We start from the raw sequence: 23699 nt of genomic DNA, 5'->3' as shown, positions 1-23699 counted from the left end.
GTAGAACTTTAATCCTTGATCGATCCGCACCTAAGAATATCGATTAAGGAGAAAACAATGACACAAGCCTGTATTTATTTACGCCTATCACGAGATGATGGAGATAATATCGAAAGTAACTCCATTGTCAATCAGCGTTCACTTTTAAGAGACTACGCTGAAAAGCATGACCTTATCATTTTAGAAGAATTTGTAGATGATGGTATTAGTGGTTTAACCTTTAATCGTCCTGATTTCAACCGCATGATGACAATGGTTAATGAGAAAAGGATAGATACAATTATCGTCAAAGACTTATCTCGGTTTGGGCGAGACTATATTGAGACTGGGAAGTATATTCAAAGGATTTTCCCTTCCATTGGTGTGAGGTTTATCTCGGTCAATGATCATTATGATAGCTTGACTGCGGATACAAATGAAACACACCTAGTTCTGCCGATTAAAAGTCTTATCAATGATAGCTACTGTCGGGATATTTCCATGAAAGTCCGTAGCACACAAAAGGCTAAGCGCCAGAACGGAGAATTTATAGGAGCATTTGCTCCTTACGGTTATTGCAAAGACGATAACGAGAGGAACCACCTAGTAGTGGATGAGAGTATTCGTCCTATCATTGAAAAAATCTTTAGGCTCAAGCTAGAGGGGTATTCTTCAAATAGGATTGCTACTTATCTTAATAAAGCTGGCATCGCAACCCCACTTCAACATAAGAAATCTTGTCAAGAAAATTTCAAGGGATTTTATGGTACCTCTAATCAGTGGAGTACCAAATTGGTTAATCGTATTCTGGTCAATAGAGTTTATACAGGGACTTTGGAGCAGGGAAAACATACGAAACTGAATTACAAATCGCAACAGTCTCTAAAGGTCAGTCCAGATGACTGGGTGCGGGTAGATAAAACACATGAAGGTATTGTATCTGAAAGCACCTTTGAGATTGCCAATCGCTTATTACTTAGAGATGTCAAGAATGGAAAAGGTCAGCCATCTTTGTTTGTAGGCTTACTCTTTTGTAAAGACTGTCAATCGCAGATGATACAGCGAAAAGTCCGTTACAAGCAAACAGAGACTAATCAGTACATTTGTAGTACATACAACAAGGGACAAGGTTGTAGCCGTCACGCTATTAAGCACGATAGTCTGCTGGAAGTCATTTCAACCTTGATAGCTCAACACCTAGAGTGGAAGTCCTATCTGATTGAACGTATCCCTGACTATCTGTCAGAAGAGTCATTTCTTGAAATTGACTTTACGCTACTAGTGACCGAACGCAAGAAGTATGAGCGATTACTTCACTCCCTGTATGTGGACCTAGATGATGGTCTTATCAATGAGTCGGAGTATCAGGAATTTCAGCGACATTATCGCCAAAAGCTGAAGCAGGTTGAAGAAACCATTGCTCTAAAAAAAGGATTAGCTCAGGAACTCTATCATAAGCTTCAAGATAGGGAAGCTTGGTTGAAGCAGTTAAGTGAGTTGAGAGAGACAGACTACTTAAACCGCTTGACATTGGTTTCTCTCTTAGATCGGATTGATATTGGAGAAGACCATGAGATTACGCTAGTCATTCATGATATGAAAGAGTTGGATATGCTCCAACAGTTTTCACATCTGGAAACGGAGGTGGTTTGATGGCTCGCACGAAGAACCGCTACTGTACAGAAGAAACAGATACCATTCAGGTTACAACTTATCGAACTGGTATTTACATTAGATTATCGAAGGAAAGAACAGAAACTTGGAGAAATAAATCACAGTCATTAGAGACTCAAGAAGGCTTAGCGAGAACATTCGCCAAAGCTAAGGGCTTAATGGTTGCCAAAACATATACTGACTATGAGTATTCAGGCACGAAGTTTAATCGCCCTGCCTTTCAAGAAATGATGGGAGATGTCAAAAAGGGTCTTATCAATTGTATTCTGATTAGAGACTTATCACGTCTAGGTAGGGATTATATTGAGATGGGGCGTCTTATTGATAAAGTTTTCCCTTTCTTGGGCGTTCGTTTCATCTCTATCAATGATAACCTTGATACCCTTAACGGACTTGGAGAAAAGAAGTCGTTTGAGGTAGAAATTAAGAATTTAGTTAACGACCTTTATTCTAAAGAGATTTCAAAAAAATTGACATCCTACAATATTCATCAAGCTAGTAAGGGTTATTATATCGGTACATCAGCGCCTTATGGTTATCAATTAGATAAACAGGAACAAGGAACACGATTAATTATTGATCATCAAGTAAAGCCAGTTCTTGATACTATTTTTCGAAAAGCGATTGAAGGCCAATCAATGCCGAAAATAGCTGCATATTTGAATGAGCATAGAATTGCAGTACCGCTGGCATATCGGGAAACTGGAGATCTCTATAGAATTGACTGTGATCATCGACTTTGGAAATCGGGCAATTTACTTCGCCTGGTTAAAATGCCAGTTTATCGTGGAGAATTGCTTCAGAGAACACGCAGTAAGAATTTGTTAGAGAGTCAGCCGATTCGTTATGAAAATGCTCATAAATCCTATATCAGTCAAGAGGATTATAGCAGAATTCTACAACATTCAAGAAGCCGAAAATCGCAAAAACTTTCTACTAGGGAACGAACTCCGAATCGTTATAAGGGTTTGATTTATGCACATGGAAAGTATACCCAGTTACCTAGATACTGTAAGCATTTTAAGAATGAAGATTATTATACATTTATGGATTATATCTATGATTCGGATCATGTAACAAAGCAGACCGTTTATATTAGTGAAAAGGCTTTAGATAGAATTATCTCGGAGTTCATTCAAGATGAACTGAATCGTTTAGGAGGAATAAAACAGCTAACATCAAGGTTGAGAACCAGAAAAGAGGATTGTATCAATACTTATCATAAGCAAGAAAGACAGCACCAACAAGCTATCATGCGCTTACGAGAAGAAATAAGTGATTTATATGCTTCATATAGTTTGGTACGAACTGAAAAAACAGCCTATCTCACTCAAAAATCAGAGAAGGAAGCTCAAATAGGGATACTTTCACAGGAAATAAGACATTGTGAGACGGCTATCGGGCAACTGGAAGAAGAACATCAGAAGCAGATAAATTGGATCAAATCGCTAACTCAATGCCAAGGAACAGATAGCCTAACCTCGGAACTATTACAGGCAATCATCGAACGCATCGAAGTTGGTGTGAATAAACAGGTGACGATTACGTTTCGCTGTCAGATAGGAGGTGTGGAGAATGTCTAAAGTGGCTTTATACCTTAGACTATCTGTCGATGAGGCTGGAACTGATGAAAGCAATTCCATTGTCAATCAAAGACATCTACTTCATCATTTTCTTGATAATTCTTCTGACTTCCAAAACTTTCAGCGAGAAGAATTTGTGGACGATGGTTTCTCAGGGACAAGCGTCAATCGCCCAGCTTTTCAGCGGTTGATGACAAGAGTTAAGTCCGGCGAGATTCGTCATATTATTGTTAAAGACCTCTCACGATTTATGCGTGATTATCTGGAGTTAGGGAACTACTTGGAAAACATATTCCCCTTTTTAGGAGTGAGGTTCATTGCTCTAAATGACCAATATGATAGTCTTACTTCAGAGAATAATGGTGTTGAGATTGATGTCTCCTTTAAGAATTTACTTAATGAATTTTATGCCAAGGATGTTTCTGAGAAAGTCAAAAGTGCTATGAATACTATGAAGCGTTCAGGCAAGAATATGAGTTGGTTACCACCGTTTGGCTATCTCAAAGACCCTACAGATCGCTTTAAGATTATCATTGATGCGGCTGTAGCACCTATCGTGAGACAAATCTTCAGATTAAGTATTGAGGGACTGGGGGATAAAAAGATTGCATTACTCCTTAATGAGGAGAAGACCATTACTCCAGCTGAGAGGAAAATGCAAGTCAGTCAAGCCAAATATCAGAAGTCAATTATTTTAACTGATGAGCAACAACGTAATATTTGGACCTCAAATACCGTCCGACAAATACTGAAAAACGAAGCTTATAAAGGCACTTACCTCTTTAACACGAGGACCTATATTAAGGGCAAGCATATTACACGCCCTCAATCAGAATGGGAGCGGATTGAAAATAACCATGAGGCTCTTGTTACTCCTGAAGAATTCGAGCAGGCACATCGAGCTCGACAGTCACGAAGAACTCATCAGTCTCAGCAGAAATCTCGTTCGACAGAAGATATTGTTTTACGTGGTTTTGTTTTCTGTGAACACTGCCAACATCGTTTGTCTCTAATTAGAAATCATAATCAAGGCCATTATTTTTATTGTCGCTACTGTAAAAGTCAAGGGCATTCGATGCATTCTTGTAAAGTAGATAAGATTGAGAAGGTTATTTTTGAGGATTTGAAGAATAAATCTCAAGAACCAAGAAAACTATTGAGAGTTAATCTACTCCATGACATAGAGAAGCTAAAGGAAAAGAAATTGGCCGCTTTCCAAGATTATAAGGAAAATCGTATCACTCGTGATGATTATATCGCTAAAAAGCAAGAGTTAGATGACAAAATAGTACATTTAGAGGAGAACTTACAAACGACTAAAGTAGCTGATAAATTTAGTGGCCAGACCTTATCAAGAGAAGTAATAGAAACTCATGTTGAGAAAGTCATCGTCGACTGTTTGGGCTTCTTTGAGGTTATCTATAAATAACTTAAGAAGGGACTTGGTATTCAAGTCTCTTTCTTGCATTTAGAAAATGTGATATAATCAATTGAAAAATGAATAAAATTTTCGTCAATTCCTTGACATAAGAGGGTTGGTGCGATGTGGACCAGTCTGTCAAGGACAATGTGGTCAAGGAAGTCAAGGAAGAAGCGGGGCTGGATGTGGAGGCTCAACGTGTGGTGGCGATTTTGGACAAGCACAAGAACAATCCTGCCAAGTCTGCCCACCGTGTGATCAAGGTCTTCATTCTATGCCGTCTCCTTGGCGGAGAATTTCAGCCCAATTCGGAAACAGTTGCCAGTGGCTTTTTCAGCTTAGACGATTTACCGCCGCTCTCGCTTGGGAAAAATACTCCTGAGCAGTTAGCACTTTGCTTGGAAGCTAGTGGATCTGAGCACTGGGAAACACGATTTGATTAAGGAGAAAGTATGACCTATCAAGGTTATTTGATTGATTTAGACGGAACTATTTATGAGGGGAAGAAACGAATTCCTGCTGGTGAACGGTTTATTCATGGCTTGCAGGAGCGCAACATTCCCTATCTATTTGTGACCAACAATACCACCCGCCGTCCTGAGATGGTGCAGGCTATGTTGGCGGAGAATTTTAATATCCAAACACCGCTTGAAACCATCTATACGGCCAGTCTGGCTACAGTAGATTATATGAATGACTTGGGCAAGGAAAAGACAGTCTATGTCATTGGAGAAGACGGGCTCAAGTCTGCCATTTTTGAGGCTGGTTATGTGGAAGATACGGAAAATCCAGCCTATGTTGTTGTCGGCCTGGATACCCAGCTGACCTATGAAAAACTGACTATTGCTACCCTGGCTATTCAAAAGGGAGCGACTTTTATTGGTACCAATCCTGACCTCAACATTCCGACGGAGCGTGGTCACTTGCCAGGTGCTGGTTCATTGATTGCACTTTTGAAAGCTGCTACCCGAGTAGAGCCGATCTTTATTGGCAAGCCTGAGGCCATTATCATGGACAAGGCTCTGGAGATTTTAGGCACAGAGCGTAGCCAAACGGTTATGGTGGGGGATAACTACCTGACAGATATTCGGGCTGGGATTGACAATGGTTTTCCAACTCTTTTAGTCCTGACTGGATTTACCAAGCCAGAAGAAGTAGCAGACTTGCCCCTTGCTCCGACCCATGTCCTCAACAGCCTAGATGAATGGAGTTTTGATGAGAACTAAGTTACAGATTATCGGAACGATTTTATTTGTCTTGTCGGCAGCAGTTCTAGGTACCATCTATCTAGCTTGGCTAATTTATCCGCTTGAGATTTCTTTTTTAGGGTTGGAAAAAGTTGTTTACATGAAGTCATCAGATATTTCCTATGATTTTAATATTTTGATGAACTATCTGACCAATCCATTTGCAAGTGTTTTAGATATGCCAAATTTTTCCTCTTCAACTGATGGTCTCAAACATTTTGCGGATGTGAAAGGCCTCTTTCATCTGGCACAGGTTATTTTCCTGATTAGTTTGCCTGCGATTTTCTATTTTTGGAAAGAAGTGGTGCGAAAAGGATATGGAAAATTCTATCGAACTGTTTTTATGTGGATGGCTCTTGCTCCCGTGATGATTGCAGTGATGGGCATGCTGATTGGTTTTGATAGTTTCTTTGTCCTCTTCCATCATCTGCTATTTCCAGGTGATTCTACCTGGCTCTTTGACCCACTGAAAGATCCGGTTATTTATATACTTCCACAGGAATTTTTCCTTCATTGCTTTATTCTCTTTTTCATCCTATATGAAGCGCTCTCTTTGCTGTGGCTTAGGATGGTTAAAAAATAACATTAGCCAAGAAAAACCTCTTGACAATGTGGTGAATTTACAGTAAAATAAGTAAGACTTTGAAATTGAGGGGAGTGAAAATAATGTCAAAAACAGTAGTACGCAAGAACGAATCACTTGATGATGCTCTTCGTCGTTTCAAACGTGCGGTTACTAAAGCTGGTACTCTTCAAGAAACACGCAAACGCGAATTCTACGAGAAACCATCTGTAAAACGTAAACGTAAATCAGAAGCAGCTCGCAAGCGTAAAAAATTCTAATTGAATTTGAACAGCCTGAGGGCTGTTTTTTGTTTACTTTTCAGCCTGTCTAACTTATAATAGGTATATAAAATATTGTCCAAGTGAAAAGGAGTATATATGAGTATCTTGGTTACAGGTGGAGCTGGCTATATTGGTAGTCACACCGTTGTGGAGTTGTTGAAGTTGGGAAAAGACGTTGTCATCGTAGATAATCTCTCCAACTCAAGTATTTTGGTTTTGGATCGCATCGAAACCATCACTGGCAAACGTCCAACTTTCTATGAATTGGATGTAGCAAATAAGGTTGCCTTGCGTGAGGTTTTTGAAAAAGAAAGTATTGAATCAGCTATTCACTTTGCTGGCTATAAGGCGGTTGGTGAATCTGTTGAAAAGCCAGTCATGTATTATGAAAATAATATCATGTCTACTTTGGCTTTGGTGGAAGTTATGGCAGAGTTTGGTGTCAAGAAGATTGTCTTCTCGTCCAGCGCAACGGTTTATGGCCTTAACAACCCATCACCTTTAGTTGAAACCATGCCAACCAGCGCAACTAACCCTTATGGTTACACAAAAGTCATGTTGGAACAAATCCTACGTGATGTGGAAGTAGCGGACAAGGAATGGAGCGTCGCCCTTCTCCGTTATTTCAACCCAATCGGTGCCCATGAATCAGGTCTAATCGGTGAAGATCCAGCTGGTATTCCAAACAACCTTATGCCGTTTGTGGCTCAAGTTGCTGTTGGTAAACGCCCAGAACTTAGCGTCTTTGGTAATGACTATGATACAGTGGATGGAACTGGTGTTCGTGACTATATCCACGTGATTGACTTGGCTCTTGGTCACATCAAGGCGCTAGAAAAAATCTCAACGACAGCAGGTGTCCACACCTACAACCTCGGTTCTGGTCAAGGAACCAGTGTTTTAGAACTGGTGCAAGCTTTTGAAAAAGTGAACGGTGTGCCGGTACCTTATAAAATTGTAGACCGTCGCCCTGGCGATGTGGCAACTTGCTATGCTAAAGCCGATAAGGCTTTGGAAGAACTCGATTGGAAAACAGAGAAAACAATTGAGGATATGTGTCGAGATACATGGAACTGGCAGTCTAAAAATCCAAATGGATATGAAGGATAAGAAAAGATGTGAGTATTGGCTCACATCTTCTTTTTGTCATAGTGAAAAAAGAAAAACAGGCACAGGGCCTGTTTCACTATCTTATTGATTATTTTTTCAACAAGTCGCGGATTTCTGCAAGCAATTCTTCTTGAGTTGGACCAGCAGGCGCTTCTTCTTTCTTAGGCATTGCTTTTTCAGCAGCCTTAACGATGAAGAAAAGAACAGTACCGATGATCAAGAAGTTGATAACAGCGCTCAAGAAGTTACCATAAGTAACACCATTCCAGCTCAAGTCAGCAATTTTATCTGCGCCAGCAGCTTTCAAAGCTGGTGTAAGCAACAATGGTGTGATCAAGTCAGCAACGAATGAATCGATGATGGCTTTGAAGGCAGCACCAAAAATTACTGCAACTGCAAGGTCAATAACATTACCTTGGAACAAAAACGCTTTTAAATCTTTCAACATATCCTAAATATGTCCTTTCATAAAAAATTTTACTCTATCTATTATAACCATAAAAAAATATTTTACAAGCAATTTGTTTCAGAAATTTTACATTTTTCAAGTTTTGGTATAAAATAGAATATGTTAAACTAAGGGAAGAGTGTCCACTTTTCAATTAGCAAATGGGATGTTGAGGAGGATATATGCTGTCAAAAGATAAAATAACAGAAATCAAACAAGCCCTCAATATCGTGGATGTGATTGGTGAAACAGTTGCTTTGACCAAGGCAGGACGCAATTTTCTTGGTCTTTGTCCCTTTCATGGAGAAAAAACTCCTTCCTTTAACGTCATTGAGGATAAACAGTTCTATCATTGTTTTGGTTGTGGTAAGTCTGGAGATGTTTTTAAATTTATTGAGGAAACCCGTGGTGTTTCTTTCACTGACGCGGTAGCCATTTTGGCAGAAAAAGCTGGGTTTCAGGTAGAAGTATCCACCAATCATTTTCAGCCTAAGAAGGAAAATCCACATCAAGCTCTTTATGATATCCATCAAGATGCGACAAAGTTTTACCATGCCTTGTTGATGACGACAAAGATGGGCGAGGAAGCTAGAAAATATCTCCATCAGCGTGGTTTAACAGATGAAGTTATTAAGAATTTTCAACTAGGTTTAGCACCAGATGGACAAAATATTCTTTATCAGAAACTTTCCCAGAACTACGATGAAGAAAGCCTGCTTCATTCGGGTCTTTTCAATCCCAGTGAGCAGAACATGATCTTCGATGCTTTTCAAGGGCGGGTCATGTTTCCGCTAACCGATGAATATGGTCGAGTGATTGCCTTTTCAGGTCGAATTTGGACAGAAAAAGACCTGCAGAACAAGCAGTTAGCCAAGTATAAAAATTCTCGTAGCACAGCTATTTTCAATAAAAGTTACGAACTATATCATTTGGATAAGGCCAAGGCGGTCATCAAAAAACAGCGGGAAGTCTATCTGATGGAGGGGTTTCTGGATGTTATTGCAGCCCACCGTGCTGGTATTGAAAATGCGGTTGCTTCTATGGGAACTGCTCTGACTAGAGAGCACGTTGGTCATCTGGCCAAGTTTTGTAAGAAAATTGTTTTGACCTACGATGGTGATAGAGCTGGGCAGGCTGCTACCATGAAAGCGTTGGACGAATTAGGAGATTTTCAGGTGGATATTGTCAGTCTGCCTGACAATATGGACCCTGATGAATTTTTACAAAGAAATTCTGAAGAAGCCTTGCGAGAGGTTTTGACAAAATCCCGCATTAGTGATGTGGAATTTTTAATCCAGTATCTGAAGCCAGAAAACCCAGATAATCTACAAATGCAGATAGAATTTGTGGAGAGGATTGCTCCGATTATCGCAAGGGTTTCGTCGATTACAGCGCAAAATTCTTATATTTATAAGGTTGCGGAAGTCCTATCCGATTTTGACTATGGTCAGGTGGAGCAGGCTGTGAATGCCGTTCGCTTACATCAGCGACAGGAACGAAGTCAGCAAGCCTATCATCAACAGAAGGAACAGGTCTATGCACCGCCTCTTCAGGCTATTTCCCGGCTGACAGGTCTTATCCGAACTGAAAATCACCTGCTTTACCGTATGGTCGAGCACCCTTATATTTTAAATGAATTTCGTTTGCGAGAAGATTTTTATTTTGCGACACCGGAATTGCAGGTATTATATGAATTACTGAAAAATCAAGGTGAGATTAGTAGTTTTGGCTTATCCCAGTTAGATGATACCGTTCAACAAGCCTGGTATCGGATTTTGGAAGAGCGTCTGCCAAAGGAAGTGGCGCAAAATGAAATTGAAGAATTGGAATTTCGCCGTGACAAGGAATTGTTACGAAAGGAAAATCAACACCTAACACGGAAAATCCGTGAACATTCCCATGTAGGAAATGCTGATATTGCCCTCGATGAGTTACAAAAATTGCTCGAGAAAAGAAAACAAATGGAGTAAATATGACAAACAAAAAAGATAAAAAGACAGAAGTAACGACCTTTGATGTGCAAGTTGCTGAATTTATTCGTAATCACAAAAAACAAGGTTCAGCGACCGATGATGAAATCAATGACCAGCTGGTTATTCCGTTTACACTTGATGCTGATGGGATTGATGACTTGCTCCAACGAATTCAGGATGCAGGAATTTCGATTGTGGATAAGGAAGGTAACCCATCTGCGCGTGCTTTGCAAGTTGAAGAAGAGCCAGAGCTTTCTGATGAAGAATTGCTAGGAAGCACGTCCGCAAAGGTTAATGACCCTGTCCGCATGTACTTGAAAGAAATCGGAGTTGTTCCGCTTTTGACCAATGAAGAAGAGCAAGAATTAGCCTTGGCAGTTGAAGCTGGCGATCCTGAAGCAAAACAACGTTTGGCTGAAGCTAACTTGCGTTTGGTTGTTTCTATTGCTAAACGCTATGTGGGGCGTGGTATGCAGTTCCTTGATCTTATCCAAGAAGGAAACATGGGTTTGATGAAGGCTGTTGACAAGTTTGACTACTCAAAAGGTTTCAAATTTTCAACTTATGCGACTTGGTGGATTCGTCAGGCCATTACCCGTGCCATTGCAGACCAGGCTCGTACTATCCGCATTCCAGTTCATATGGTAGAAACCATTAACAAATTGGTCCGTGAACAACGTAATCTCTTGCAAGAGTTAGGACAGGATCCAACGCCAGAACAAATCGCTGAGCGTATGGATATGACACCTGAAAAAGTCCGTGAAATCCTCAAGATTGCCCAAGAACCAGTGTCTTTGGAAACCCCAATCGGTGAAGAAGATGATAGCCATTTGGGAGATTTCATTGAAGATGAAGTAATTGAGAATCCAGTTGACTATACCACTCGTGTTGTCCTCCGTGAGCAATTGGATGAAGTTTTGGATACACTGACAGACCGTGAAGAAAATGTTCTCCGCCTCCGCTTTGGTTTGGATGATGGAAAAATGCGTACCCTAGAAGATGTAGGTAAAGTCTTCAACGTAACTCGCGAACGTATCCGCCAGATCGAAGCCAAAGCCCTTCGCAAACTCCGCCACCCATCCCGTAGCAAACCACTCAGAGATTTTATTGAGGATTGATTTTGTCTGGGAGACAAAATCAACCGCTCGTTGAAAACAGGAAACGAGCGAGAGTTCCGGGGGAGGTTTTTAACGCCTGCTTGAAAATAAGAGAGCAGGCTAACCCAGTGGTGTTTTAACCCGAGCCTAGAAATAGGAAAGCGTGGCATAAGCCTACGGATAGGCTTTCTCAACGTCCGCCTAGAAATCCGAAAGCGGACAAAGTTCGGTGGCACTTATCAGGCCGCTCGCTGAAAACAGGAAACGAGCGAGAGTTCGGGGGAGGTTTTGACACAAAACTGGTTTGTTTCATTTCCAACCTTCAATAGTTCATGGCTCATTTGGATGAAATTTTTGTTCCTTTAGATGACAATGCAATAGTGAAAAAGAAAGAGAGAAAAATGGCTTATACAGAAGAACAGGTAAAAGAAATTCAAGAGCGTATTTTTCATGCTCTTGAGGATGTGATTGACCCTGAGCTAGGAATTGATATTATCAATTTGGGGCTCATTTATGAAATTCGTTTTATCGAAGGTAAGGCCGAGATTGATATGACTCTGACAACTATGGGCTGTCCCTTGGCTGACTTGATTACCGATCAAATTCATGATGTCTTAAAAGATGTTCCAGAGGTAACGGAAGTAGATGTTCGCTTGGTTTGGTCACCGGCCTGGACAGTTCAAAAAATGAGCCGTTACGCTCGAATTGCTTTAGGAATTAAATAGTTTCAAAAAGATGATTTCGAATATTCGAAGTCATTTTTTTAGAATTGTTCATGATTTTGTTGAAAAAATATCAATTTTCCACTTGTCAAATCGGAATATTCGTGTTAGAATATACAAGCCTAGGAAAAGTTATTATACCTATTCTAGCAAATATCAGACCTATATGGGATGGGTAGCTCTGCTATTTATCATAACCAAAGCCTACGGACAGGCGGGTCGAATGCCGAAGCGTGGCGTAAGCCACATTATTGATAGGGTTAAAAGCCTACATTTTATAAGTTGATGTTGGGAAGGTTTTCCTAATTTCTAATTTTGTCAGTGTGGTGAAAGCACACGTCATCTTGTGAAACGGTCAATAAAGTACGTATATATTTGCACTGGAGAGTAGGAAACGGTAGGCACATAAACTCAAGAGAAGAATAAAAAACGTCAATTTGGATTGTAGAGCAGGATGAACCCTGCTCTTTTTGCTTTTTTAAAAAAGGGTAGGAGTCCATCAAGCAAAGGAGTTTTTCAATATGAAAAATCAACACCAAGCCCCTATTTATCAGGGATTGGTACAGTTACGCCGAAAAAGGATTGTTCCCTTTGATGTGCCTGGACATAAGCGGGGACGGGGTAATCCAGAGTTGGTCGAACTGTTAGGAGAAAAATGCGTGGGGATTGATGTCAATTCCATGAAACCCTTGGATAACTTAGGGCATCCTGTGTCCATTATCCGAGAGGCCGAAGAATTGGCGGCAGAAGCCTTTGGTGCCAGCCATGCCTTTCTCATGGTTGGAGGGACAACCTCTTCTGTCCAGACCATGATTTTGGCGACCTGTAAGGCGGGTGATAAAATCATTTTACCTCGCAATGTCCACAAGTCTGCCCTCAATGCTTTGGTCCTATGCGGAGCTATACCAGTCTATGTGGATATGAGTGTGGAGCCACGGATTGGTATTGCTCTTGCATTGGAAAATGAAGCTTTTGAACGGGCGATTTATGAGCATCCTGACGCGGTTGCTGTCTTGATCAACAATCCGACCTACTATGGTATCTGCTCAGACCTGCGTACCTTGACTGAGAAAGCTCACGCAGCGGGCATGAAAGTTTTGGTGGACGAGGCTCATGGTGCGCATTTGCATTTTTCGGAAAAATTGCCAGAGGCGGCTATGGATGTGGGAGCTGATATGGCAGCTGTTTCCATGCACAAATCAGGTGGCAGTCTGACCCAGAGCTCGCTCCTATTGGTCGGTCCTGATATGAATGTGGAGTATGTCCGCCAGATTATCAATCTGACCCAGTCGACATCCGCTTCCTATCTCTTGCTGGCTAGTTTGGATATTTCACGGAGAAATCTGGCCCTTCGTGGCAAAGAATCTTTTGAAAAGGTCATTGAAATGTCTGAGTATGCTCGCCGTGAAATCAACGCTATCGGTGGCTACTATGCCTATTCCAAGGAATTGATCGATGGTAAAACGGTGCATGATTTCGATGTCACCAAGCTCTCCATCTATACGCAGGGCATTGGTCTGACAGGGATTGAAGTCTATGATTTGTTGCGGGATGAGTACGACATCCAGATTGAATTTGGGGATATTGGCAATATCTTGGCCTATATTTCCATCGGTGACCGCCTGCAGGACATCGAGCGACTGGTAGGGGCACTGGCTGACATCAAGCGTCTTTACTCACGAGATGGTTCGGATTTGATTTCGGGAGAATACATCCAGCCGCAGCTGGTATTGTCACCGCAGCAGGCTTTTTATGCAGAGCGCGAAAGCCGTTCCCTGCAAGAAGCAGTTGGTCAGGTCTGTGGGGAATTTGTCATGTGCTATCCGCCTGGTATCCCGCTTTTAGCTCCAGGTGAACGAGTGACCCAAGAAATTGTTGACTACATCATCTTTGCCAAGGAGCGTGGTTGTTCTGTTCAAGGTACCGAAGATCCAGATGTCAACTACATCAATGTCATTAAGGAGGGCTAGTCATGGAAATGTGGTTTTCAGAAGTTCAAACACCTGATGTAAAATTGTCCATTCGCACCAGTCAACAACTTTATGCTGGCAAGAGTGAATTTCAGGACATCGCTGTGTTGGACTCGCCAGCCTTTGGAAAAATATTAACCCTTAATGGTCGTGTTTTATTCTCGGATGCAGATGACTTTGTCTACAATGAGATGGCTGTCCATGTGCCCATGGCCGTCCATCCCAATCCTAAGAAAATCTTGATTTTAGGTGGTGGAGATGGTGGGGTTGCTCAAGTTCTCAGTATGTATCCTGAAATTGAACGTATTGACGTTGTAGAGCCAGATGAACTTTTGGTTGAGGTCTGTCGAGAATATTTCCCAGACTATGCATCGGGTTTAGAAGATGAGCGGGTCGAGGTTTATTTACAGGATGGTCTGCGTTTCTTGCGCAACTGTGAAAACGAATATGATATCATCATCAATGATGCGACAGATCCATTTGGACACACGGAAGGGCTCTTTACCAAGGAATTTTACGGTAATGCCTATCGGGCTTTGAAGGAAGATGGGATCATGGTTTACCAACATGGTTCGCCATTCTATGACGAAGATGAGTCTGCCTTTCGTTCTATGCATAGAAAGGCGACCCAGTCTTTCCCTATTAGCCGTGTTTATCAGGCCCATATTCCGACATCTGCGGCGGGTTATTGGTTATTTGGCTTTGCCTCTAAAAAATACCATCCCATTGAAGATTTTGATAAGGAAAAATGGAAGGCGCGTCAGCTTTTCACAGAATACTATACCGCAAACTTGCATATTGGAGCATTTCTCTTGCCCCGTTATGTCGAAGATATTTTAGAAGAAGAGGAGAAAAAATAATGAGTCGTTTATTAGTGATTGGTTGTGGCGGAGTTGCCCAGGTTGCCATCAGCAAGGTTTGCCAGGCAGAAGATACCTTCAAGGAAGTCATGATTGCCAGCCGTACCAAGTCCAAGTGTGATGATTTGAAGGCTGCCTTAGAAGGAAAAACTTCCGTAAAAATTGAAACTGCCCAAGTGGATGCGGATAAGGTAGAAGAAGTGATTACCTTGATTGAAAGCTACCAGCCAAAGGCAGTCTTGAATGTGGCCCTTCCCTACCAAGACTTGACCATCATGGATGCTTGCTTGGCGACAGGCGTGGACTACATCGACACCGCCAACTACGAGTGCGAGGACACCGAAGACCCAGAATGGCGGGCTATCTACGAAAAACGATGTGCAGAAGAGGGCTTCACAGCCTACTTTGACTACTCATGGCAGTGGGCTTATAAGGAGCGTTTTGAAAAAGCAGGCCTGACAGCTCTTTTGGGATCCGGATTTGATCCAGGGGTGACCAGCGTATTTTCAGCCTACGCACTCAAGCATTATTTCGATGAAATTCATTACATCGACATCCTAGACTGTAACGGTGGGGATCATGGCTATCCATTTGCCACCAACTTCAACCCTGAAATCAACTTGCGTGAGGTTTCAGCACCAGGCTCCTACTGGGAAAATGGCAAATGGGTGGAAGTGGAAGCTATGTCTATCAAGCGAGAGTACGATTTCCCAGAAGTGGGTCAAAAAGACATGTACCTCCTCCATCACGAAGAAATCGAGTCGCTGGCTAAGAATATTCCAGGTGTCAAACGCATCCGCTTCTTTATGACTTTCGGTCAATCCTACTTGACCCACATGAAGTGCTTGGAAAATGTTGGTCTTTTGCGGACAGACCCAATCAATTTCAACGGACAAGAAGTGGTGCCAATCCAATTCCTCAAGGCATTATTACCAGACCCAGCCAGCCTTGGTCCACGTACAGTTGGGAAAACCAACATCGGCTGTATTTTCACAGGTATCAAGGACGGTGTAGAGAAGACTATTTACATCTACAATGTATGTGACCACCAAGAGTGCTATAAGGAAGTTGGTTCACAGGCTATTTCCTACACAACTGGCGTGCCAGCTATGATTGGAACCAAGCTTGTCATGGACGGAACTTGGAAGAAGCCAGGCGTTTACAACTTGGAGGAATTGGATCCAGATCCATTTATGGACTTGCTCAACCAATATGGCTTGCCATGGCAAGTAGTAGAAAATCCTGTTTTGGTGGACTAGATGAGAATTGAACAAGTTCCAACACCAGCCTATGTCATTGATGAAGCCAAGCTGGTCAACAATTTAGAAATTCTCAAGTCTGTCCAAGACCGTACAGGCTGTAAGGTACTCTTGGCTCAAAAAGCTTTCTCCATGTATGCCACCTATCCACTAATTAGCCAATATTTGGCTGGCACAACTGCTTCAGGACTTTATGAAGCTAAACTTGGTCGTGAGGAATTTGGTGGCGAAGTCCATGTCTTTGCCCCCGCCTTTAAGGATGCAGATTTGGATGATATTTTGGAAATTGCAGACCATATCGTCTTTAACTCAAAGCGCCAACTCCGTAAGCACGCTGACAAATGCAGAGCAGCAGGAGTAAGCATTGGTCTGCGGATCAATCCCGAATGCTCCACACAAGACGAGCATGCACTTTACGATCCCTGTGCAACAGGCTCTCGCTTTGGTGTTCGTATCAGTCAGTTTTCAGAAGACCTGCTAGACTTGGTGGATGGCCTGCATTTCCATACTCTCTGCGAACAAAATTCAGATGATTTGAAAACCACCTTGGAAGCTGTCGAGGCTAAATTTGGCCCTTACCTCCACCGTATTAAATGGCTCAATATGGGCGGAGGCCATCATGTGACCAGAGAAGACTATGATGTAGATTTGCTGATTTCCTCTATCCAGCACATGCAGGAAACTTATGGGCTGGAAGTCTATATCGAGCCAGGAGAAGCCATTGCTCTTAATGCAGGCTATCTGGTGACAGAGGTTCTGGATATTGTTGAAAATGGCATTGAAACGCTTGTGTTAGATGCTTCGGCTACCTGCCATATGCCGGATGTCTTAGAAATGCCTTATCGCCCACCGCTTCGCTATGGCTTTGAGGCAGGTGAAAAAGTCTATACATACAGACTGTCTTCCAATACCTGTCTGACGGGTGACATCATCGGCGATTATTCCTTTGAAAAGCCTGTGGAGATTGGTGACAAGCTCTATTTTGAAGATATGGCCATCTATTCTTTCGTTAAAAACAATACCTTTAACGGCATTGGGTTACCTAGCCTAGCCATCATGGACGAGGCTGGCGACTGCCGTATTATCAAGGAATTTGGTTATGAAGATTTCAAAGGGAGGTTGTCATGATAGAAAGTCCAAAAGCAGCGGGTTACCGTATGCCAGCTGAGTATGAGCCCCATCATGGTACACTCATGGTGTGGCCGACTCGCCCAGGATCCTGGCCCTTTGATGGTCAGGGGGCGAAAAAGGCCTTCAGCCAGGTCATTAAAACCATTACTGAAAGCGAGCAGGTCTATCTCTTGGTCGATGAGGCACACCGTGAGGAGGCACAGTCTATGCTGGGTGATGACGTAACCTATCTGGACATTCCTACCAACGACGCATGGGCGCGTGACACAGGTCCGACGGTTTTGATCCATGAAAATGGCAGAGCTTTGTCTGTCGATTGGGCTTTTAATGCTTGGGGCGGAAGCTATGATGGTCTTTATCAGGACTATGAGGCAGATGATCAGGTGGCTAGTCGATTTAGTCAGGCCATCGGTCTGCCAATCTATGATGCCCATCCCTTTGTCCTAGAAGGCGGAGCTATCCATAGCGATGGGGAGGGAACCATCTTGGTGACCGAATCCTGTTTACTGAGCCCAGGACGTAATCCCCATTTGACCAAGGATCAGATTGAGCAAGTGCTTCTAGATACTCTTGGAGCTGAAAAGGTCCTCTGGCTGCCTTATGGTATCTACAATGATGAAACCAATGAACACGTGGACAATGTTGCAGCCTTTGTTGGTCCAGCCGAGATAGTTTTAGCCTGGACAGATGATGAGTCAGATCCCCAATATGCCATGTCCAAAGCTGATTTGGACTACTTGGAAAAGCAAGTGGATGCCAAGGGTAGAAAGTTGACCGTTCACAAACTGCCTATTCCCAAACATCCTATTCTAATAACAGAAGAGGACTTGCCAGGCTATGTCTATGAAGCGGGGGAAGAAGTACGGACAGCTGGCGAACGTTTGGCGGCTTCCTATGTGAATTTCTACGTCAGCAACGGTGCGGTTCTGGTGCCCCAGTTTGCTGATGAGCATGATGCGCAGGCACTTGAGCTCCTCGCGCAGCTTTTTCCTACCAGAAAAGTCGTCGGCATACCCGCCCGTGACATCCTGCTTGGGGGTGGGAATGTTCATTGTATTACCCAGCAAATTCCTCTTTATGGGGCTAAATGTCCCTGATATTGCGTCAAGTCGGTTTGGCATACTCTAGTATAGCCTGTACCGTCTTTCCTTATCTCAGGAACATTCTATCTCCCATAAAGAATTTATGAAAAGGATAAATAATATGAGAAATGTTACTGTAGCAGCTGTTCAGATGCAGTGTAGTCAGGACCTTTGGGAAAATCTGGCGACCGCAGAGCGTTTGGTCAGACAGGCTGCTGGGCAGGGCGCGCAGATTATTCTCCTGCCTGAACTCTTTGAGCGTCCTTATTTTTGTCAGGAACGCCAGTATGATTATTACAACTACGCCAAGTCTGTAGAGGAAAATGATGCTGTTCAGCACTTTATTCCCATTGCCAAGGAATTGCAGGTGGTTTTGCCCATTTCTTTTTATGAAAAGGATGGCAATAGCCTGTATAACTCGATTGCAGTCATCGATGCGGATGGTAATGTTTTGGGAGTTTACCGCAAGACCCATATTCCTGACGACCATTATTACCAGGAGAAGTTTTACTTCACACCTGGAAATACTGGATTCAAGGTCTGGAAAACACGTTACGCTAAGATTGGCATTGGCATCTGTTGGGACCAATGGTTCCCAGAAACTGCTCGTTGTCTAGCTCTGAATGGGGCAGAATTGCTCTTTTATCCAACCGCCATTGGTTCGGAGCCGATTTTGGACACGGATAGCCAAGGTCATTGGCAGCGGACCATGCAGGGACATGCTGCGGCCAATATCACACCAGTTATTGCAGCCAATCGTATCGGTTTGGAAAAAGTGCAGCCTTCCGTTGAAAATGGTGGACAGTCTTCAAGTCTGCGTTTCTATGGCTCCTCTTTCTTGACAGATGAGACAGGAGACATTTTGACCAAGGCTGGACGGGAGGAAGAAACAGTCTTGCTAGCTACTTATGACTTGGATAAGGGTGCGCGTGAACGTTTGGATTGGGGACTCTTTAGGGATCGTCGACCGTATATGTATCAGAAAATTACAGAATAAATAAAACAGCCTTGTCAGATGATAAGGCTGTTTGGACTATTATTTGAGGATTTGTTGTAAAAATTGGCTTCCATAAATCCAAAAGAAGCTGTAGGCAACGATGGAAAATGGACGACAGAGGAGAGTGATGGTGATAAATTTTCGATAACTCATGCTAGTTAAGCCTGTAATCATGACAACAATATCAGCAGGAGATATAGGTGAGAGCATGCAAAGTATGAAGAAAATTTCATAACCACGTTTATTATCTATTTTACTCTCATATTTGAAAAAAGTTTCTTCACTCATAAACAGTAAACAGAATTTTTTTCCATACCGACGAGCCAACCAGAAGAGAATAATACTACCGACGGATATGCCAACATAATTTAAGAAAAATCCCCACCAGAAATTGAAAACAAGAAATCCAACAACGGTAGTGACCCCACCTGGTATGATTGGGAAAATAACTTGAATAATTTGTAGGATTAGGAAAAACAAGCTACCAAAGGCCCCTTGGTGTTTAATCCAATCGGACAAGACATTCTGATCGTTTAAAATGCCAATCTTATATAACCAAAATAGAAAAATAAATGTCCCTATCAGTGTAATAATACTCAATACTTGAATTGCTTTTTGCCAGAATTTATACATAATTATATTGTACCATATTTCAAAAAATTTTAAAATTGTAAGGAAATTGTAAAAAATAGCTTTGCTTTTTGCGAAAAAATCTGCTATAATAATTTTCGTATCAAACCTAAGGGGTTGTTACGGATTCGACAGGCATTATGAGGCTTGTTCTGCAACTCATCGGCAGATGTAAAAATGCCAGTTAAATATAACTGCAAAAAATACAAACACTTACGCATTAGCAGCTTAATAACCTGCCTGCGTGACCAGTCGCGAATTGCTTGTGTTTGCTGATTGGTCTTAAAATAACAAGCTACGTTGGGATTGAGTCAGGCTGTCCCAAAAGAGATGAACTGACTCGCTTGTGCTAGGTTTGAGTTATGTATCGAGCCCAAGTTAAAGCAAGACATAACCTATGGTTGTAGACGAATAAGTTAGCAGGTGTTTGGACGTGGGTTCGACTCCCACCAGCTCCATATATGGAAGATTACTCAAGAGGCTCAAGAGGCCGTGTTGGAAACGCGGTAGGCGTGTAACAGCGTGCGTGGGTTCGAATCCCATGTCTTCCGTATGGCAAGAACGATGAAAATCGTTCTTTTTTTTCTTGCACTTGAAACTATCTAATAAGAATAATGTTCATTTTTTGTGAAAATTATCTTGTAATTTGTCAAAAATGTGATATGATAGTTAACAATATACTTACGAAAGAGGTATTGTTAATGTTGAATGTACAAGAATTAGCCAAGACAGAATTGCATTGCCATTTGGATGATTCCCTATCTTTATCGGCAATCCGACAACTTGCCCAACTGGCAGAAATTTCCATTCCAGACAAGGATGAGGAACTCAGAAAATTGGTCAGTATAGAGGGCAAGGTTGATGGCCTGATGACCTATTTGCAAACCTTTGACTTTATCCGTCCACTTTTACAAACAGTAGAAGCATTGGAATTAGCAACCTACGATGTTCTAAGCCAAGCGGCTGAAGATGGCGTTCTATATATTGAACTTCGTTTTGCACCAGAATTATCGACTGACAAGGGTTTGACTATCCTGGAAGCTGTGAAAGCCGTCTTGCGTGGGATGGAAAAGGCTCAGAAGGAATTTGGTATAGTTGCCAAGCTCTTGGTCTGTGGCTTGAAACAAACTGATCCAAGTCAGACCAGAGAAATCTTTTCTGCTATTGCCGATCTGGCACCGAAAGGATTGGTTGGTTTTGATTTTGCTGGAAACGAGGCAGACTACCCAACTCAAGAGCTGGCAGAGTTGATTGACTACACCCAATCTCTAGGCTATCCCATGACCTTCCATGCTGGTGAGTGTGGTTGCGTGACCAATGTAGCCCAAGCTCTGACCTTGGGTATCAAGCGGATTGGACACGGAACGGCTCTTAGTGGTCAAGCTGAGGTTATTCAGGCTTTTGTCAATAGCGGAGCAACGCTTGAGATGTGCCTGACTTCAAATCTCCAGACCGGAGCAGCTCAAACTCTAGCAGATTTCCCCTATGAACAGCTGGTTCAAGCAGGAGCAAAGATTACCATCAATACTGATAATCGAACGGTCTCCAATACAAACCTAAATAAAGAATATCAGCTATTTATAGAGTATTTTGGAACGACCAAGGAAGAATTTTATCAATTCAACAGAAATGCTATTCAAGCAAGCTTTGCCAGTGAAGAAGAAAAGGCAAACTTACTTGATATCCTAGCTCAAAAGTATAATTTGTAAAAAGAAAGCTCTAGGCCATGTCAGAACGACCGGCAAAGAGCTTTTTCTTATTGCAAATTCAATTTCTTGGTCATGATAAAGTGTGTACCAAAATAGTAGGCAAAGGCCAGAATAATATTGATCAAGGCCAAGATAGGACTTGGGTATAATGGTAGCCCGGCATTATAAAGATTCTCTAGATAATTGGTAAAAACGAGAGTTCCAAACACACCAACTATAATTGAAATGCCGAAATAGGTTAAAATGGCAAACAGTAGACGGTGGTCTTTAAACAGTTGACCAACAGAGATGGAGAAGTAGATCAGCAAGATTCCCGTTGTTGACTCAATCAGCATATAGAATAGATGTGCAAATATGACAGGCCAGTCTAATGCTTGAATGAGGGTTTGGAGTTCAGGGATAACAAATTCTCCACTTCCGAGCATGAGAACAGCTAAAATGATTCCGATTGAAAGAACAATGGTAACACCTGCTAAAAAGTACCAAACCAATGAAGCTACAAGTTTGCTGAGGATAATTTGGTGGCTGGAGACAGGCAAGGTCATGGTCAAATAGCCCTGACGGCCATAGACATTTTTTCTAAAACGATTGATGACCATGAAAAAGGTGGATAAACCAAGTGCTGCAATTAAGATACCGAAGGTCATTGAGAATGTACCGAAAAGGACCATTTCAGCACCACCAGGTTCTGTGGTTCCAGCTTGTGCCCGTAAGGTCAAAGCTTGTAACCAGAATCCAAGTATGGCAGATAGGGCCAATGCCCCAGCATAAATTCCTAAATACCATTTCCCAACAGATTGAAATTCATATTTGACTAATTTCTTAAACATAGCAATCTCCTTCTAACTAAGCCTTAAAGTCTTGGCGGAAGAGTTCATCAATAGACTCGCCACTTTCAATACGAAGGTCATCCACGTTTTCATGGCGAATAACGCTACCATATTGAAGGAAAATTACTTCGTCCAAAATTTGTTCAACATCTGAAATCAAATGAGTGGAGATGATCACAGAGGCAGTAGGCGAATAGTTGTTGACGATGGTTTTTAAAATATAATCACGAGCAGCAGGGTCAACACCACCAATTGGCTCATCTAAGACATAGAGTTGTGCCTGACGGCTCATTACCAAGATCAGCTGAACCTTTTCCTTGTTCCCTTTTGACAGGTGTTTCATACGACTGTTCAAGTCAATTCCCAAGTCTTGCAAGAGATGGAGGGCACGTTCCTTGTCAAAGTCTGCATAGAAATCTGTAAAGAAGGTGATAGCATCAGAAACCTTCATGCTTTCATCAAGATAGGTCGTATCTGGCAAATAGGATACAATTGCCTTGGTTTCAGGTGATGGAGTGCGACCGTTGATAAGGACTTGACCATACTCAGGTTGCAATAGTCCATTGATGAGTTTGATTAACGTCGTCTTACCAGAACCATTTGGTCCCAAAAGTCCAATAATCTTACCAGCAGTCAATTTCAAGTTAACATTATTGAGAGCTACAGCACCGCCATAGGATTTTGAAACCTGTTGTAATTCGACCAGGGTATATGCGTTATTCATAAGACACTCCTTTCAAATAATCATCTAACTGGTGGGTTAATTCATCTTGATTGAAGCCCAAGTCCAGCATATTGGTCACAAAGTTTTCAAGTTCTTTCTGTGCCAAATGAAGACGGGTCTGTGAAATCAATTCTTGATTGTCTGTGACGAAACGTCCTGTTGTGCGGACCGAGTAAACAAATCCTTCCGTTTCCAAATCAGACAGGGCCCGTTGCACCGTGTTTGGATTGACGCCAGCTGTTTCAGCCAAGTCACGCACGGTTGGCAATTTATCTCCCGATTTTAGTTGATTGGTTACAATCTGTAATTTTATAGTATTACTGATTTGAATATATATGGGCATATTGTTGTCAAATTTCCAAGCCATTATTCTTTCCTTTCTAGGCATTTTTTTGCCAATACCTATGT

At 42.1% G+C, this 23699-nt stretch carries 22 protein-coding genes, 1 tRNA gene, 1 other RNA gene and 1 pseudogene; 20 read left to right on the top strand and 5 right to left on the bottom strand.

What is annotated here, in order from left to right:
• The first annotated feature begins 57 nt into the window (after positions 1–57).
• The 8 genes and pseudogenes from C1G49_RS05800 to galE all read left to right on the top strand — a co-directional run bounded on the left by C1G49_RS05800 (position 58) and on the right by galE (position 7859).
• A complete protein-coding gene (locus C1G49_RS05800; protein WP_105114601.1) occupies positions 58–1632 on the top strand; it encodes a recombinase family protein in 1575 nt (524 codons plus the stop codon).
• Positions 1632–3236 (top strand): recombinase family protein, encoded by a 1605-nt coding sequence (locus C1G49_RS05795; protein WP_105114602.1) that lies wholly within the window; start codon positions 1632–1634, stop codon positions 3234–3236. Before C1G49_RS05800 ends, C1G49_RS05795 begins: the two co-directional genes overlap by 1 nt.
• The gene (locus C1G49_RS05790) at positions 3229–4665 is read left to right on the top strand and encodes a recombinase family protein (RefSeq protein ID WP_105114603.1); all 1437 of its coding nucleotides are present in this window, start codon (positions 3229–3231) and stop codon (positions 4663–4665) included. Before C1G49_RS05795 ends, C1G49_RS05790 begins: the two co-directional genes overlap by 8 nt.
• 104 nt (positions 4666–4769) lie before the next feature.
• Positions 4770–5099, top strand: a pseudogene (locus C1G49_RS05785) (NUDIX domain-containing protein); the annotation flags it as partial.
• A 9-nt stretch (positions 5100–5108) separates the two neighbouring features.
• The gene (locus C1G49_RS05780) at positions 5109–5882 is read left to right on the top strand and encodes a TIGR01457 family HAD-type hydrolase (RefSeq protein ID WP_105124949.1); all 774 of its coding nucleotides are present in this window, start codon (positions 5109–5111) and stop codon (positions 5880–5882) included.
• Entirely contained in the window at positions 5872–6486 is a 615-nt protein-coding gene (locus tag C1G49_RS05775) for a TIGR01906 family membrane protein (protein WP_105124948.1), read from the top strand. The genes C1G49_RS05780 and C1G49_RS05775 overlap by 11 nt, the downstream gene beginning before the upstream one ends.
• Positions 6487–6569: 83 nt before the next feature.
• Positions 6570–6746 carry a 30S ribosomal protein S21 gene (rpsU, locus tag C1G49_RS05770; protein WP_000048054.1) on the top strand — a complete coding sequence of 59 codons (177 nt, stop codon included), beginning with the start codon at positions 6570–6572 and terminating at the stop codon, positions 6744–6746.
• Between the two features lie 99 nt (positions 6747–6845).
• Positions 6846–7859, top strand: coding sequence for a UDP-glucose 4-epimerase GalE (galE, locus tag C1G49_RS05765; protein ID WP_105124947.1), 1014 nt, complete (start codon positions 6846–6848; stop codon positions 7857–7859).
• 88 nt (positions 7860–7947) lie between these two features.
• Here galE and mscL read toward each other — a convergent pair whose 3' ends face one another.
• A complete protein-coding gene (gene mscL, locus C1G49_RS05760; protein WP_105124946.1) occupies positions 7948–8307 on the bottom strand; it encodes a large conductance mechanosensitive channel protein MscL in 360 nt (119 codons plus the stop codon).
• A gap of 182 nt (positions 8308–8489) precedes the next feature.
• Between mscL and dnaG the strand changes: the two genes are divergently transcribed.
• The 9 genes from dnaG to aguB all read left to right on the top strand — a co-directional run bounded on the left by dnaG (position 8490) and on the right by aguB (position 19398).
• The gene (gene dnaG / locus C1G49_RS05755) at positions 8490–10277 is read left to right on the top strand and encodes a DNA primase (protein WP_105124945.1); all 1788 of its coding nucleotides are present in this window, start codon (positions 8490–8492) and stop codon (positions 10275–10277) included.
• Between the two features lie 2 nt (positions 10278–10279).
• Complete coding sequence (rpoD, locus tag C1G49_RS05750) at positions 10280–11398, top strand: RNA polymerase sigma factor RpoD (protein ID WP_105124944.1); 1119 nt, start codon at positions 10280–10282, stop codon at positions 11396–11398.
• A gap of 380 nt (positions 11399–11778) precedes the next feature.
• Positions 11779–12102, top strand: coding sequence for a metal-sulfur cluster assembly factor (locus tag C1G49_RS05745; protein WP_024379411.1), 324 nt, complete (start codon positions 11779–11781; stop codon positions 12100–12102).
• A 518-nt stretch (positions 12103–12620) separates the two neighbouring features.
• Complete coding sequence (locus C1G49_RS05740; RefSeq protein ID WP_105117992.1) at positions 12621–14069, top strand: aminotransferase class I/II-fold pyridoxal phosphate-dependent enzyme; 1449 nt, start codon at positions 12621–12623, stop codon at positions 14067–14069.
• Between the two features lie 2 nt (positions 14070–14071).
• Positions 14072–14929, top strand: coding sequence for a polyamine aminopropyltransferase (speE, locus tag C1G49_RS05735; protein ID WP_105117991.1), 858 nt, complete (start codon positions 14072–14074; stop codon positions 14927–14929).
• The gene (locus tag C1G49_RS05730) at positions 14929–16188 is read left to right on the top strand and encodes a saccharopine dehydrogenase family protein (RefSeq protein WP_105117990.1); all 1260 of its coding nucleotides are present in this window, start codon (positions 14929–14931) and stop codon (positions 16186–16188) included. The genes speE and C1G49_RS05730 overlap by 1 nt, the downstream gene beginning before the upstream one ends.
• On the top strand, positions 16189–17316 hold the full coding sequence (gene nspC, locus C1G49_RS05725) for a carboxynorspermidine decarboxylase (protein ID WP_105117989.1): 1128 nt from the start codon (positions 16189–16191) through the stop codon (positions 17314–17316).
• Positions 17313–18416: an agmatine deiminase gene (aguA, locus tag C1G49_RS05720; RefSeq protein ID WP_105117988.1), complete on the top strand. Its 1104-nt coding sequence runs from the start codon at positions 17313–17315 to the stop codon at positions 18414–18416. Before nspC ends, aguA begins: the two co-directional genes overlap by 4 nt.
• A gap of 106 nt (positions 18417–18522) precedes the next feature.
• On the top strand, positions 18523–19398 hold the full coding sequence (gene aguB / locus C1G49_RS05715) for an N-carbamoylputrescine amidase (protein ID WP_105124943.1): 876 nt from the start codon (positions 18523–18525) through the stop codon (positions 19396–19398).
• A 39-nt stretch (positions 19399–19437) separates the two neighbouring features.
• On the opposite strand, the gene C1G49_RS05710 is transcribed toward aguB, so the two are convergent.
• Complete coding sequence (locus C1G49_RS05710; protein ID WP_105124968.1) at positions 19438–20031, bottom strand: TVP38/TMEM64 family protein; 594 nt, start codon at positions 20029–20031, stop codon at positions 19438–19440.
• A 110-nt stretch (positions 20032–20141) separates the two neighbouring features.
• Between C1G49_RS05710 and ssrA the strand changes: the two genes are divergently transcribed.
• The 3 genes from ssrA (at position 20142) to add (ending at position 21737) form a co-directional block, all read left to right on the top strand.
• Positions 20142–20489, top strand: a transfer-messenger RNA (tmRNA) gene (gene ssrA / locus C1G49_RS05705).
• A gap of 2 nt (positions 20490–20491) precedes the next feature.
• Positions 20492–20579 (top strand) — tRNA-Ser (locus C1G49_RS05700).
• A 150-nt stretch (positions 20580–20729) separates the two neighbouring features.
• Positions 20730–21737, top strand: a complete 1008-nt coding sequence (add, locus tag C1G49_RS05695; RefSeq protein ID WP_105124942.1) for an adenosine deaminase — start codon at positions 20730–20732, stop codon at positions 21735–21737.
• 47 nt (positions 21738–21784) lie between these two features.
• Here add and C1G49_RS05690 read toward each other — a convergent pair whose 3' ends face one another.
• The 3 genes from C1G49_RS05690 to C1G49_RS05680 are packed head-to-tail and all read right to left on the bottom strand — an operon-like array spanning position 21785 to position 23658.
• Positions 21785–22567 carry an ABC transporter permease gene (locus C1G49_RS05690; protein WP_105124941.1) on the bottom strand — a complete coding sequence of 261 codons (783 nt, stop codon included), beginning with the start codon at positions 22565–22567 and terminating at the stop codon, positions 21785–21787.
• A 16-nt stretch (positions 22568–22583) separates the two neighbouring features.
• Positions 22584–23291 carry an ABC transporter ATP-binding protein gene (locus C1G49_RS05685; RefSeq protein ID WP_024379421.1) on the bottom strand — a complete coding sequence of 236 codons (708 nt, stop codon included), beginning with the start codon at positions 23289–23291 and terminating at the stop codon, positions 22584–22586.
• Complete coding sequence (locus C1G49_RS05680) at positions 23284–23658, bottom strand: GntR family transcriptional regulator (protein ID WP_044689247.1); 375 nt, start codon at positions 23656–23658, stop codon at positions 23284–23286. The genes C1G49_RS05685 and C1G49_RS05680 overlap by 8 nt, the downstream gene beginning before the upstream one ends.
• Between the last annotated feature and the right edge of the window lie 41 nt (positions 23659–23699).

The organism is Streptococcus suis, from assembly GCF_002960625.1.
Classification (GTDB): Bacteria; Bacillota; Bacilli; order Lactobacillales; family Streptococcaceae; genus Streptococcus; species Streptococcus suis_T.
The sequence above is the reverse complement of the archived record's forward strand: the minus strand, read 5'-3'. Positions and strand labels throughout refer to the sequence as shown.